Source organism: Saprospira grandis str. Lewin, from assembly GCF_000250635.1.
GTDB lineage: Bacteria > Bacteroidota > Bacteroidia > Chitinophagales > Saprospiraceae > Saprospira > Saprospira grandis.
Genome location: NC_016940.1, coordinates 3410003 through 3424952, shown reverse-complemented (window position 1 = coordinate 3424952; position 14950 = coordinate 3410003). Strand labels below are relative to the sequence as shown.

General features: G+C 47.3%; 9 protein-coding genes. 7 read left to right on the top strand and 2 right to left on the bottom strand.

The window, feature by feature from the left end; translation table 11 throughout:
• Positions 1-326: 326 nt before the first annotated feature.
• Complete coding sequence (locus tag SGRA_RS15080; protein ID WP_015693632.1) at positions 327-2885, top strand: protein-disulfide reductase DsbD family protein; 2559 nt, start codon at positions 327-329, stop codon at positions 2883-2885.
• A gap of 61 nt (positions 2886-2946) precedes the next feature.
• Here SGRA_RS15080 and SGRA_RS15075 read toward each other — a convergent pair whose 3' ends face one another.
• Both SGRA_RS15075 and SGRA_RS15070 read right to left on the bottom strand, forming a co-directional pair.
• A complete protein-coding gene (locus tag SGRA_RS15075) occupies positions 2947-3804 on the bottom strand; it encodes a hypothetical protein (RefSeq protein ID WP_015693631.1) in 858 nt (285 codons plus the stop codon).
• Between the two features lie 24 nt (positions 3805-3828).
• Positions 3829-5070 (bottom strand): hypothetical protein, encoded by a 1242-nt coding sequence (locus tag SGRA_RS15070; protein WP_015693630.1) that lies wholly within the window; start codon positions 5068-5070, stop codon positions 3829-3831.
• A 445-nt stretch (positions 5071-5515) separates the two neighbouring features.
• Between SGRA_RS15070 and SGRA_RS15065 the strand changes: the two genes are divergently transcribed.
• The 6 genes from SGRA_RS15065 to SGRA_RS20780 all read left to right on the top strand — a co-directional run bounded on the left by SGRA_RS15065 (position 5516) and on the right by SGRA_RS20780 (position 14874).
• Positions 5516-6946, top strand: coding sequence for a hypothetical protein (locus tag SGRA_RS15065; protein WP_015693629.1), 1431 nt, complete (start codon positions 5516-5518; stop codon positions 6944-6946).
• 10 nt (positions 6947-6956) lie between these two features.
• Positions 6957-7346 (top strand): hypothetical protein, encoded by a 390-nt coding sequence (locus SGRA_RS15060; protein WP_015693628.1) that lies wholly within the window; start codon positions 6957-6959, stop codon positions 7344-7346.
• Positions 7347-7373: 27 nt separating this feature from the next.
• Complete coding sequence (locus SGRA_RS15055) at positions 7374-8873, top strand: hypothetical protein (RefSeq protein ID WP_015693627.1); 1500 nt, start codon at positions 7374-7376, stop codon at positions 8871-8873.
• A 196-nt stretch (positions 8874-9069) separates the two neighbouring features.
• On the top strand, positions 9070-12561 hold the full coding sequence (locus SGRA_RS15050; protein ID WP_015693626.1) for a hypothetical protein: 3492 nt from the start codon (positions 9070-9072) through the stop codon (positions 12559-12561).
• Positions 12562-12613: 52 nt separating this feature from the next.
• Positions 12614-13822: a hypothetical protein gene (locus SGRA_RS15045; RefSeq protein ID WP_015693625.1), complete on the top strand. Its 1209-nt coding sequence runs from the start codon at positions 12614-12616 to the stop codon at positions 13820-13822.
• Positions 13823-13953: 131 nt separating this feature from the next.
• On the top strand, positions 13954-14874 hold the full coding sequence (locus tag SGRA_RS20780; RefSeq protein ID WP_015693624.1) for a peptidoglycan recognition protein family protein: 921 nt from the start codon (positions 13954-13956) through the stop codon (positions 14872-14874).
• The last annotated feature ends 76 nt before the right edge of the window (positions 14875-14950 follow it).

The following is a 14950-nucleotide window of genomic DNA, read 5'->3' as shown; positions in this document are numbered from 1 at the left end:
AAAGCAGCGCGATTAAATCTGGCTGAGGGATGGAAAGTGGTGCGGCGCAGCCGCAGACCTAGGGGCTGAAGCGAAGTGAAAGCCCCACAGGGCCGAGCAGACCTGCGAGCCACGGCACAGCCCGACCCGACCGCAGGGAGGGGCAGCCCCAAAAAAGCATTATCACAATTTTACAATTCTCAAAAGTTCTGCTTAACCTTTGATTAACGCCCATTAAGCGATATATTTTTTAGCTTTGTCGAAAGCCAATGAGATTGGCAAGGCTGTTTATACTTCATACAGTTCTTTAAAAACAAGCATTTTCCTATATTTTTATATCCATCAGTATGTTAAGGACCCTATTTACTTTTTTGTCCCTCTTTGCCATTTTGGGCAGTTTATCGGCCCAAACGCCCGTTCGTTGGCGCCATGAGGCCAAAGCGCTAGGCAATGGGCAATACAGCATTACCTTTAAGGCCAAAATTGAAAAAGGCTGGTATGTCTATTCCCTCTACTTGCCCTCTGAAGATGGGCCAGTGGCCACCTCTGTGACTATAGAGGAGGGAGAATTTACGCCTGTAGGAAAAGCCAGTGAAAGCAGTAGCGATCCAGGAAACAAGAAATCGGGTTTTGATGAGATTTTCGAGATGCAAGTGACCAAGTATAAGAATGACTTGCAGATTTTGAAGACTGTGGCCACGCCTAATAAGCAGCAACACTTGGTCGGTTATTTAGAGTACATGACCTGTAATGACCAAAGTTGTTTGCCTCCAACCAACTATGAATTTGACATTGACTTGGCGGCTTTGCCTCAGCCTAAGGCGGCCCAAGAGTCTACTGAAGATGGGAAATCGGGCCAAGTTGCCCCAAAAGCAAAGGATGCGGCCAATACAACGGCCCAGCTAGATTCCGCTGCTGAAACGCCCAAAGAAGAAGTAACTGTAGAGGAAGAAACAGCGCCAAATAGTAGTGCTGTAGAGGGGCAGCCCATCAGCTGGAGCTATGAAAAGCGTTTGATTGAAGGGAACAGCTATGAGCTCATCTTTAGAGCAGAAATGACTGAGGGCTGGCATACCTACTCGCAGTTTTTGGAGGGAGAAGATGGTCCGGTAGCGACCAAACTCAACTTTGTAGAAGGCGATCACTTCAAGCTACTTTCTGGTCCAACAGAAAGCACCAATGACCCTAAAAATAAGGTCTCTGGTTTTGATCCGCTTTTTGATATGAAGCTGACCAAATACAAAAACCAACTAGAGATTCGACAGCGGGTAGAAGTATTGGACAGCAGCAAGGCCCTAGAGGGCTTTTTGACCTATATGATTTGTGATAAGGAGCAATGCTTGCCCCCTACCGATTTGGAATTTAGCTTTTTTAAGGCCGCAGCGGCAAGCACGCCCAAAATTGATCCGAACAAAGTATTGACGGGCATTGATCGCCCTGATATTCGCAGCAGCTTAAAAGCTGCGGCAGCCCGTGGGAACTGTGGGACCGAGGTAGAAAGTGACAACCTCAGCCTTTGGATGATTTTCTTCTTTGGCTTTATTGGGGGATTATTTGCCTTATTGACGCCCTGCGTTTTTCCGATGATTCCCTTGACGGTCTCTTTCTTTACCAAGCGCAGCCAATCTAAGGCCGAGGGGATTCGCAATGCGACCATTTACGGCCTTTCTATCATTGGTATCTATGTGGCTTTGGGGATGTTTGTTACGATTGTATTTGGAGAGAATGCTTTGAACTGGTTATCTACCCACTGGATTCCCAACCTGAGCTTTTTTATTCTGTTCATTGCTTTTGCCATTTCTTTCTTTGGCTACTATGAAATTACCCTGCCCTCTTCTTGGTCCAATGAAACCGATAGAGCGGCCGACCGTGGTGGTTTGCTAGGTATTTTCTTTATGGCCTTTACGCTTTCTTTGGTCTCTTTCTCTTGTACAGGTCCTATTATCGGGACGCTTTTGGTACAAGCTGCAGAGGGTGGCCAATTGGCTCCTGCTGTGGGGATGCTCGGTTTTTCTTCTGCTTTGGCCCTTCCTTTTGCGCTCTTCTCGGCCTTTCCGGGTTGGCTCAACTCTTTGCCCCGCTCTGGTGGCTGGATGAATGTAGTGAAAGTGGTTTTGGGTTTTGTAGAGGTGGCCTTGGCCTTCAAATTCCTTTCTAAGGCCGATATGACCATGCACTGGGAGCTGCTCAAATATGAAACCTTCTTGGGGATTTATGTGGTGGTAGCTTTTGCTATGGGGATTTACCTTTTGGGCTTTATTCGCTTCCCACACGATATGAAAGGCGCTAAAATTAGCCTTCCCCGCAAAGGTTTAGGCTTGTTTAGCATTGCTTTGGCTACTTATTTTGCCTTAGGCTTTACGGTAGATGAAAAAACAGGCACCTATGCCACTCCTCCGATTATGAGTGGATTGGCTCCCCCCGCTTGCTACTCTTACTATCATCCTTGCGACTGTCCTGCTGGACTACAAAACTGCTTTCACGATTATGAAGAAGGTTTGGCTTATGCTAGAGAGCAGAAGTTGCCTATCATGATTGACTTTACGGGTTATGGCTGTGAAAACTGCCGTAAGATGGAAGATCAGGTTTGGGTTAAGCCTGAAATCAATAAAATTCTGAATGAAGAATATGTGCTCATTTCCCTCTATGTAGATGATCGCACAAAACTAGAAAAAACCCTTACCGCTCCCGATGGCCAAAAGATTCGGAATGTCGGTAATAAGTGGGCTGCCTTTGAGCGCCTCAACTTTGGCCAAGTGTCTCAGCCGCTATATGTGTTGATGGCCCCCGATGAGACTATCCTCAATACCCCTGTGGGCGCTGTCTTTGATGCGGATAAATATCAGGAATTTTTGGAGTGCGGATTAAGCAATTATGCACTTTGGGGCAAGGGAGAGTTAAAATAACTTGAACTTGTTGACAAAAAAAGCCCTGCTCTTAGGAGCAGGGCTTTTCTGTTTTTGGGCCTTATTTATTCATCACCGAATTACAGGATTCGTATTTGACATATTTGCCTAGCTTTTTGTGGCCCTGCAAAATATTGATTTCGGTCATAGCTTGATAGACCCCTCTTTGGTGGGCCATACAAAGGTACTGCATAGCTTTGATGCACATCTCTTTGCGTTGTTTTTTGCCATTGCCAAAAAGGCCTTTACGGTCTTCAGCCATCTCGATGAGGGTGGCGGCAATTTGCATATATTCTCGATTGATTTGATCATTGACCGCTTGGTTTTGTCTTTGGGCCTGATTCACTTGATCTTGAATCTGCATCAATCTGTTTTCGGCTTCTTGGATACTAGCTTGGGCGGCCTGCAAATCATTAGATTGTCGCTCAATCTTGGCTGTTTTAGTTGCATTTTCTTCTCGGAGCGTACTATTTTCGACCTCTAGTTCTTCTACTCTACCACTCAGGCGGTTAATTTCTGCTTGTTGTTCGGAGAGCAATTTTTTCTGGGCCGCAATACTTCTGCGCAGGCCAGCATTATTCAGCAAACTGGATTGCGATTTGGCCAGATCGGCTTCTAGGCGTTCAATTTTGGCGGTGCTGGCCTTAATAATATCTTCAATTTTGCCTAGGCGTTCTGCCTGAGAGGCATCAGAGAGGTCAATGCCCCCCGCTTCTAGGCCTTCTTGGGCGGCGGTATAATCTAGCACCTGCTCAATAGCCTCATCGATTTCGGTCATTTCTTGGCCCATTTCGGATAGCAGGATACTATCTTGGCGGATACGGTCATTGAGTTGGCTAATTTCGGCGGCCTGTTCATTGGCACAGCCAGCCAGCAATAGCGAAAGGGCCAAACTGGCCCCAAAAAAGGTCTTTTTCATCTGTTGGTTATTTTAAGTAAGAAATTACAATGCTTTTAGACTTGCCTTGGGCAAATCGAAGAGGAGTTTTCCGCCTTCTAGGCGGTAGGTTCCTTGGCCCAATCCTTCTAGTTCTACAGTTTGGCCCTCAAAGCGGAGCTCCCCTTTTAGGTGGCTTTTGGCCCGCCCAAACACCTTATACTGAAAGCTAATTCCTTGGGCGTGTTTCTCTTGGCTTTGGATGCGGATACGGCGCAAACGGCCATTGATTTTCCCTTGAAACTGAATGGGCAAACTGCTCAAAGGGGCGCTAGTTGCTGCCTTGGGGCTAGGCGTTTCTTCTGTTTTGGCGGGGGCTTCTTTTTCTTGGGCTTCGGGCCAATCTTCGGCCAGCAGGCGTTCTTGGCTATTGGCGGAAATGCGCAGGCGGCTGCTGTCTTTATTCCAGCGCAACTCTTCTACTTGAAGTACAAATTTGGGCCGTAGACAATACTCTTCTAGCGACTCGAAAAGCAGGCCTTCTGTTTCGGAGATGGCCAGGGTGAAATCGGTTTGGGGATAAGCTTGGCGCAGGCAGGCAAAGGTTTTATAGCGTTCTTCGGGCAGCAGTTGGTGCATTTTGGGCAGGTTGTCTTGCAGTTGTTCTAGGGATTTTGGCCCACAATCTTGGGCATAGCTACTGGCAATCTGCTGCAGTTCTTTTTTTGCTGTTTTTGCCTTTGTTTTTGGCCAAAATTGCAGGCCCAAAAAGAGCAGTAGACCTAGGCCCAGAGCGCCGGCGGCCCAGGGCGCTATTTTGCGCAAAAGGGGGCCATAATCTTTTTTAGGGGGCACCACCTCTAGGGTTTGTTGGACCAATTCGCCGGGGTTTTCGCCCCAAACCTTGAGCTCATAAGATTGAGTTTGGGCGGGCAGATCGAGCAAAATTTGTTCTCTTTGCAAGGGAATTTCTTCGCCATTGAGGCTTATTTTTTTGGCCCCACTCAATTGCCAGCTCAGCTGTAGTTGCTGGCCCAAAAACTGCTGCGAAAAAGAGAGGATTTGGGGAGCTGGATAGACCAGCAGCCGTTCTGTCGTCTGAATATTAGAGTCTAAATTGAGGGCAATGAGCACAAAATTATAGGTTTTTTTGGGGTCTCTTCTGGCCTTATATTGCTGCTCAAAATGGAAATCGCCAATAGATTGTAGCTGAATGCTATGGGCATTTTCGGTGGTCCAGCTCAATAGAATCTGATCGGCATCTAGTTGGTCCAACTCAAAAGAGAGGATTTTAGGTACATTATTCATTTGTGTTTTATTTCTTTTGTTTTGGGGCTGCCCCGCCCTGCGGGCGGGTCGGGCTGTGTCGGGGCTCGCAGGGATGCTCGGCCCTGCGCTTTTTCGCTTTGCTCAAAAGCTGGGTCTGCGGCTGCGCCGCCCCCCTATCCATCCCTCAGCCGCGGCGGCTGCGCCGCCTGATCAGGACCAATTTACTTTGTCTGCGTAAAAATACAGAAGAAACAAATAAAATTTTGATTTTTTCAGTAAGTTTGGGAGGAAAAGATATTGCGTTTTGCAGGCGGCGGAGCCGCCGCAGGCTTAGCTGCCTGTAAGGGTGCCCCGCAGGGGCAGACCGAGGCGGGCGCAGCCCGCCGAGGACCGAGCAGACCTGCGAGCCCTGCAAGGGAGCGACCTGAGCGAAGCGAGGGGAAGCCCCAAAAAATAACAAAAAAGACTATATATAATTATTCCCATGAACTTAAAGAAATACAGTCCCCTTTTATTGGCGGCCTTGGGCCTAACGGCCTGTGGTGGCGGGGAAGACCCTGCCCTAGAATCTGCTATTCGGAAAGCCCTAAAAGATGGGCAAGTGACTACCGAAGAATGGCAAGATTTGCAAGCGCAATCGGCAAATGGGCCTTATTCGGATTGTGCGCAATTGTTGGCTTTGGTAGAGAAAGTGAACGCCAATGTTCGGCAAAAAGCCGAGCAGCTGCCCAGTTGTGAAGCGGTTAAGAAAGCGGAGCAAAAAACGGCCCTATCCTTTGCCCTATTTGTAGAGAACTCGAACAGCATGATGGGCTATTTTACGGGCAATACGGCCTTTAAGGATGCCATGATGGATTTGGGGAGTCGGATAGAGGACAAGGGGAAAAAGAACGACTACTACTTTATCAATGATCAGCCGCATAAAATTGGGCAAGACTACGAGGAATTCATTCAGAAAATGGACCGTAAAACGGCCATAAAAGTGGGGAACATCCGTATTTCTAAGCTAGATGAAATGTTGGGCGAGGCGGTTCGGCAGGTGACCGAAGAAGGGAAAACGGCCATTTTGGCCTCTGACTTCATTTATGATGTCAATCGACAGAACCCCAAGGATGCTTTTCCCAAATTGAAATACTCGATTAAGGGGAAGCTGCAGAAATTGAGAGAGCGGGGTGATTATGGCCTGCTTTTGCTCAAGATGAGCTCCTTATATGATGGCAAATACTATGATTATCAGGATCGGCCGACGAGCATTAAGGAAGAGCGGCCCTACTATATCTGTATTTTGGGCAAAAATGCTCAATTGCAAGAAATGTACTTGCATTATGACTTAAAGAGCATTCGGGGCTTTGAGGAAGCGATTATTTTTTACCAGCCAGATGGGCTATCTTATTATCATTCGGTTTTGGGCCAAAGCTATAAGGCGGGACAATTTTCTCGGCCAAGAGGGCAAGAATTGATTCAGGCCATAGAAAAGCCATCGCTAGACAAGCGCAGCGGCAGCTTTGAGATGGCCCTAGCCATTGATTTGAGCAAATTGCCTGCCCCTGCTTCCTATGCTTTAGACAAAGCAAACTATGCCCTTGCTGGCGGGAACTTTAGCATTAAGGAAATTTTGCCCCTGGCAACTGCTGAAATTCATAAAAATGACCAGCGATATTTGGGGACTGCCAGCCATATTTTTATTTTAGAGAGTTCGGAATTACCCAAAGATAATTTTGAGATCAAACTAGCACTCAAAAAGCAGTTGCCTGCCTGGGTAGCCGCTTCCCATACAGAAGACGACCGTAACATTAAGGAGCAACTAGATAAAACCTTGGGCCTTCAGTATTGGGTTTCTGGCATTTCGGAAGCCTTTAATGAATTGGGCGAGGATAACTACTATTTTCAAATAAAGCTTCCTGTAAGCAACTAAAGACTAAACAATGAACGGATTTTTTGCAAAAGTGATCGAGCTGATTTACAGCTCACAAATGACCAATGACCTTTACGACAACAATATATATGGCGTAGCGGGTTTGCTCATGATTTTGATCCCTATTTTGGGAGCGGCCATTTTTTACTTTGGCTTTGACAAAGCGCGTTATGTGGGTTGGAAAGCCTGGGGCTTGAGTTTTTTGCTCAGCATCTTGACCTGCTTTTTGATTTGTTGGCTTTGGCCACAATCGGCCATGAGCAAAGCGGGTTTAGACTATGCGAGTAGCGAGTACGTCTACTTTTCGGCCATCACCTCTCTTTATGCGGTGGTTGTCTTTATGATTTGCACCTTTGTCTTCCGTTTTCGGACCACCAACCTACTTCACTCTCCTTTTTAGGCTTTAGGGCCACTAAAAACCTCATTCATGGATCGTTTATTTTTATTTTGTATTGGCGGAACGGGCTCTCGGGTTTTACGCTCGCTGGTCCATTTACTTGCTGCGGGGGTAGAGCTACCTGTCCGCGAATTGATTCCCATTATTATTGACCCCGACAAAGAGAATGGCAATGTCGAGCAAAGCATCAAATTGCTCAATGCCTATCAGGAAATACGAGACAAGGCTCATTCTGCGGGCAGTAGTTTTTTCAAGACCTCTATTCGCCGCCTCTCCGAGGTAGTTGATGGCGATATTGCGGGCCTGAGCAATGAGTTTCGGGCGGGTGCCCAAACGGGCGAGCGGCAGACCTTCAAAGACTTTTTGGAGTTTGACAGCATGGATGCGGCCACTCGTTCTTTGCTTCAGCTCTTGTATAGCGAGCGGAATAATTTGCAGTCGGACCTCAGTATTGGCTTTAAGGGCAATCCGCATATGGGGACCGTAGTGCTGAATAAATTTCAGGAATCGGCCGATTTTCGGGCCTTTGTCAATATGGTCTCGGATAATGACCGCATTTTTATTGTCAGTTCTATTTTTGGCGGAACGGGAGCCGCTGGTTTTCCGCTTTTGGTCAAAAATATCCGCCATCCGCATAGCGACTATCAAAGTAAGCAGGCCACCCTCAAGCAGGTCCCTTTGGGCGCCCTAAGTATGCTCCCTTATTTTGGGGTAGAAAGCAAGCCGGGCAGCCCCATTCAGAACACCTTTATGGGCAAGACCAAGGCGGCCCTTTCTTTTTATGGCGATGACCTTCGGGGCATTAACAGCCTCTATTATTTGGGCGATGACAAACAAAAAGAGGTGGATAATCAGCCAGGGGGCGCTAGCCAACAGAACCGCGCTCATTTTGCCGAGTTGGTGGCGGCTTTGGCCGTTATTGATTTTGCCAAAATGCCTCAGGACAAACTGAAAACCAATGCGGAGGGCATTGCTTTGCAGCCTTCTTTTAAAGAATTTGGACTTTTGGTCGATGAGAGCAATCCCGACCAATTGAGTTTGCGCAATCTTGCGGCCAGCAGCAGGCAACAAATTGGTCCACATCTAATTAAAATGTACTATGCGCTTTTGTTTGCCAAAAACCAATTGGCCGAGTCGCTAGCTACCAAAAACCATCCTTTTGTCAAGGGCAGCACGGGGGTTCCGCTTAGCCCTTCCCTCATCAATGCGCCCTTTTTTGCCGATCGGCTCAACCCTTATTTCACTCAATTTCAGGATTGGCTCATCGAATTGGCCCAAAATAGCCGCGCCTTTGCCCCTTTCAACCTACAAACCGAGGCCCTAGATGCCAAAGTAGTGGGGGTCGAGCAGCTCAAGAAAGGCTTTTTCAGAAAAACTTCGAATTGGGATTATGCCGTTTTTGAGGGCTACCTCAATGATGTAGAAAGCAATATGGGCGGACTCTCTGCCGAGCAAAAACTCTTGGCCCTCCTCTCTCAAGGAACCGAAGAGCTCTATAAAGAACGCATCCAAACGGGTTTGTTAGGTTAATTTTTTTGGGGCCTCCGCAGCAAGCTGCGGCGCTACGTTTCGGGGCTCGCAAGTCTGCTCGGCCCTTCGCTTTTCGCTGCGCTCAAAGCTTGGTCTGGCCTGACGGCCACCCCTGCACATCGCTAGGCCGTTTTGGCCCAAGGGCCAATATGGGCGGACAACAATATTTAAAACGACCATCACAAGATAGATACAGATGAATTTAAAAGAAGAAGTACTGCGTTTGCATTCGGCCAATCAGGTAGGCACCGACTGGCATGAAACGGGCAAAATGCACGATAGCCAAATTGAACAGATTAAGGACCCTTCTGGGGAACATCATAATATTGCCATTACCTCTATCCCTTCGCCTTTTGCGCGCATCCACCTCACAGAAAATGCCTTTGAGCGGGTGCACAAAATGGCCGATTTAGATCCCTCTCGCTTGCATGGCAACAGCATCCACCACCGCCTTATTTCCGAGGCCCTAGATGTGGCCCTACTCTTTTTTGAGTATGATAATGTGCGGGCCCGAAACATGGAGGTAGATATTGTTCGCTGGAATATTGAAGATAATATTGCCGCCCTCAACCGCAATCCCAAACATGCCGTTTTGGGCCATGCCTTAGAACTCTTTATTAAGAACTCGGCCCAAAACTCGGGACTTTCGCTCCTCCAAGATATTTATATCTTGCGCTGGAACTACCTACCCGTGGGCGGTACCTGCGCCTCTACCCTATTCTTTTCTTCGCCTAATATTCCCGACCCCAAAGAACAGGGCCAACAAATTGTCTTTGGAGAAGATAGTTTATTTGACAATAGCTTTTGTCCGCTCTACAAGCGAGAAAAAGACTTTATTCGCTACCTCTACCAATTGTTTTATCGCTATCCTAAGCTAAAACAAACCGCCAATCTGATGTGGAAATACATGGAGGTCAGCCTGCGCCAAATCAACCGCACCGATCCCGACCTCTTTAAAGAGCTCAAGGCCCTAGAAAATAAACTGGAGGACACCCTGCGCCAAGATATGGATCGCAGTTATAGTATCGCCAATTTTGCTGGCCCCAATACCCAAATCGAAATTCTTCCCGATGTCGTTTTGTACAAACGCAAAGAGGGAGAAAGCAGCGCAGAAACCGACTTTGCCATTGGATCCTTTAGCCAGCCTGGAGAGGTCAACCAAAAATATAGTCAGCTGCATCCCGACCAAAAAGTGCCGCTTCTTTTGCAAGATAAATTGCAAGCGAGCCTGCTCTATATGGGCAGCCGTTGGCGCTTTGAGACCAAGGTCCCCCCTGTGGACCACAAGCCATTGCAAGAGCGTCAGCTGCCCGATATTAACAATAAATACCCCTATCTCACTATTTCTGATTTCCTAGAAGACTATCTACTCGAGCTGCCCTTTGAGGCCGAACAAGATAGCTTCTTCATGGGGCATTTACTCAACTTTAACCTTACCGACCGAGCACAGGCCATTTTGGGAGACCGCCACTTTGCCCTCCCTATTAAGCCTCTGTTCTTCTCCTTTTTCGAGCCAGAAGACCTCATGCGGCAACTGCCCGATGGGCGGCCCGTCTTTAGTATCGAAAAACTGAGTAGCTCTTCTTTTAAGGTCAATCTGCGCCTGCCTATTAGCAAAAACAACCAGTTTTTGAACCTAGAGCGCATCTATTACCGCAATGCAGAACCCCATATTGATGCTCAGCACAATGATGGCGCTATTCGGAGCAGCCAACTCAACCTAGCCATTATGCCGCTGCTCCAAACAGCCAAGCATCTTCGGGTCGGTTTAGTCGATATTGAACATAAAGATTATGAAATCAAGTTCTTTAAGGCGAGCCAAGAGGTCCACCTGCAAAATGTAAAAGAACAAAAACGAAGCTTAGGCAGCACTGGCGCTCTAGCTAGCTCGCAGTACTTTGCCCTACAAGAACCCTTTGATTATTTGCAGCTTGTACAAGAAGGCCGCTATCCCGCTATCATTTTGCCCAAATGGCGCAAAGTAGCCAACCAAAGTAAGTCCTTTAGCTTTGCCATTGACTTTGGGACCACCAATACGCATATTGAATACTCGGAAGGGCATGGTAACCCCAAAACCTTCGATATTGGGAAAAATGATGCTCAATTGGCCCAACTCAACAACCAAGAGTATCGCCTGAGCTTCCCAGAACTCAATAGTTATTTCCTCAAAGAGCTCCTTCCCCTAGAAATTGGTGGAGAATACCACTTCCCCTCTAGAACGGCGCTCACAGAACGCCAAAACCTAAACTGGCAGCAGGCCGCACAAAGTTATTTAGACTATAACCCCACCCTCTATTTTGAACAGGATAGTAGCCTGCCCCAATCTAAAATCATTACCAACCTCAAATGGGGAGACCTAAGCGGAAATTCCGATGAGGGCCAAAGAAGAGTGCGCGCCTACCTCGAATCACTGATGTTTATGATTCATAATAAGGTGCTGCTCAATGGAGGCGACCTCAATAAGGTCGAACTCCTCTGGTTCTACCCCTCTAGCATGAGCCGAAGAAGCAAAAGTGAGCTCCGCCGAAATTGGGAAGACCTCGCCAAAGCTTACCTTGGCCCCAATGCCAAAATTAGCGACCTGCCCGAATCTGAAGCCCCCTACTACGAACATGCAGATACCGCTATCGGTAGCCAACCCTCTGTAAATATCGATATCGGTGGAGGAACTACCGATGTACAAGTTTTTGAAAAAGGACAACCTACTTTCCATACCTCTTTCCGCTTTGCCGGAGATACCCTCTTTGGTAATGGCTATGGTAGACAGCAATCCTTAGAAAATGGCTTTGTCAAGGCCTTCTCTAGCCAAGTAGAAAACTACCTAGATGCCAATCCCGAACTAGGCCGCTTTATGAGCGTATACCAACAGCTTAGTGATCCCGCCAAAGGACGCTCTGCCGACCTCAATAGCTTTTTCTTCTCCCTAGAAGGCAATATCCGCAATACAAATCCCGACCTTCACTTCTCTTTTGCCGAAAAACTTCGACAAGATGAAGACTTTAGTATTGCTTTCTATACCTTCCACTTGGCCATTTTATACCATACCGCCTGCTGGATGAAAGCTCAGGATCTAGCGATGCCGCAGTATATTTTCTACTCAGGGAATACCTCCAAGAGCTTAGACTATTTGGATAATGACCCCAGAAAAGAATTACTAGAAGAATTGGCCGGACGGGTCTTTGAAAGAGTCTATCAACAAGAATATGACCGCATTCGCCTAGAGTTAAGAGTAAGTAGCCAACCTAAGGAGGCCACTTGTAAAGGCGGACTCAAACTTCTTCGTCACCAAAACCGAAATAGTGGGCGAATTTCTTCTACCGTTCTTTTATCTAGCCACGCTATGCTCTTGGGAGATCGAACTGGTCCCCGCCTCACTTATAATCAAATGATTGAGGACAAAGAACGGAACTTCAAGGAAGGAGCCCTCAAGTCTTATCTAGAGTTCGTCGACCTTATTCTCGACCTCGGCTATGAGTTCCGCTGGTCCGATTTAGGTATCCCCGTCGGAAAAATCCAAGACTACAAGCAGGTCCTTTCTTATAATCTAGAGGCCTTCTATGAAGCCGGACTTAGAGAACGGCTCCAACTCACTGATCCCGCAGACCTCATTGAGGAAACCCTCTTTTTCTATCCCCTAGTTGGGGCCCTGCACCGCCTTATTCTGGAGATTGGAAATAAGCGCATCTAAATACAATGGAGCGCTGGCCCTGAGGGCCAGCGCTCTCCCAAACCATAACCCTATGTCAAAATACAAAACACTGCTATGCGCTGCTTTTCTGCTCCCAGCTAGCCTTTGGGCCCAAAAAACAAGCTGGAATCCACAGGAACAAACAGCCATTATTGAAGAAATAAAAACAAGCTGTAATTGCTCGGTTGATGGCTTTAATTTGGCCGATGTCAGCACTACTTTTAGACAATCTTTTGGCGCTGAAGGAAAAGGTAAGGGCAATAATATTTTATTAGGCGCTTACCAAAGCTTAAAGCTACACGAATGGAAGCCCAATACAGATAGTAGCTTTTGGGCTAAAAAGCTAAAAGACTACCCTAGCGCTAACTCCAAATGGGATAGCATTTTTCGACAGCCCACAATTGCCCTTCTCCGAAAAGAAACAGAGCAACAAAAACTGGCGCAAATCCTGATTTGCCAAAGTATAGAAAAGATACATGCCTACTATCTTCAACATCCAGAAGAGCTGCAGGCAGCGCCCGCTCAACGAGCCTACTACCAATCACTCACTAAGCTAGAACAAGCTCCAGTAAAAGCCGAAAAGCCCAAGGCAAAGACAGCCCAAGCAGAGGCCTCCACGGGCTTACCCTATGGCTGGATTAGCGGCGGTTTGGCTATTGGCTTTTTGTTGGGCCTATTTATTGGCGCCGCCGTTCGACCAGCTAAAAAGAAGGAAGAAGAAAGCAATTTTGCCAGCCCAGAAGAACAGCTCCAAAACAAAAATAGACAGCTCCAAAAAGAAGTGGCCGCCAATCAACAACGATTGCAAAGTGCAGAGAAAGATATTAAGCGGTATAAACAGGAAATTGAACGGCTGAAAGATGATTTAATCGCTCAAAACCGAGAAAAACGGCCTTTGCAAGAGCATAAAACGGAGCCATCTCCTACTCCTCAAAAACCTAAAATGAAAGCCTACCTCAACGCTCCCCCCGATCCAAAAGATGGACTATTTTATGGCCAAGACATTAGCCAAACAGCTAGCACCACCAGCCTTTTTCTACTAGAGTATGTAGATGAACAGAGCCAAGAAGCTAGCTTTAGTCTGCGTCTAGAACCCGCTGTGCTCGCTAGAGTAAATACCGACCATCGAAATTATTTACGGGCCTCTGCCGATATTTATCAAGATGGCGAAATCCCCCCTCATGCCAAAATCACCCCTGGCCTATTGGTCCGACAAGGCCAAGGTTGGCGAGTAAAGAAAAAGATGATTATCAACTGGTAACATGATAAGCTGCTGATTTTTCGGCAGCTTTTTTTTTGGCCCTCTCCAAAGAAAGTCTCCAACAAAAGCCAACTAGGCTAAAAAGTTGATATCTAGGAAAAAACCGATTTTCTAAGCTTCAATCTTTCCCTATGAGCAATCCCACAATTAGAAGAAATGACCAAGGTCAGGCCGTCAAAAGTCTGCAGCAGCAACTTAGTCAATTGGGCTACCCTTTGGTGGCCGATGGTCTTTTTGGCGCCGTGACCGAGCAGGCGGTCAAAAAATTCCAGAAAAAAGAAGGCCTTTGGGCCGATGGTGTTGTTGGACCAAAAACCTGGGCCAAAATCAATCAACGAATTAACCAGCATCCCCAAGCTTTTGACCCAATTGTCGACCAATATCTAGATTTGGGCCCCGGCGAGTATATCCATAGCAGCAGCAAAAAAATTGGCGTTTGTTTGCATCATACGGTCTCTGGGGGGCGGCCCGAGCGGGTCGTAGAGGTCTGGAAAGCCGACCGCCGAGGCCCTGTAGGCACCCATTTTGTCATCGGCAGAGGGGGCGCCTCGGGCAATGCCGAAAGCGACGGAAAGATTGTGCAATGTATTCCAATCGATGCTTGGGCCCACCATATCCTGAGCAAACGCATGGGCTTTTCCAATGAACACAACATTTTGGTCAATCAATCTTATATTGGCATTGAGCTTTGTAGCTGGGGCATTTTGGAGAAAAAAAATGGCCGCTACTATGCTTTGGGCGGCAAAATTGAGGTGCCGGCCAATGAGGTGGCCATCTTGCCGCAGCCTTTCCGAACCTATACATATTGGCATAAATACAGCCCCGCCCAACTTGATGCCCTCTATCGGCTTTTGGTGGTTTTGGGCCAAAAACTCCATATCAATTATGGCCAAGATGGCCCCATGAAAGACTGGTTTGAACTGAGCTGGGAGGCTATGGCCCTCCGCCGAAAACTCTGCACCCACACCAACTTTGAATACGGCAAATTTGATACTTTTCCGCAGGCCGAACTCATCAATGTCTTGCAAAAGGTCTATCGCCTATTTAAATAACAAGGGCTTCTAAGGAAGAGCGATTTTAATCGTTTTTCCTTTTTTTGGGGCTGCCCCTTCCGCTAGGTTGAAACCC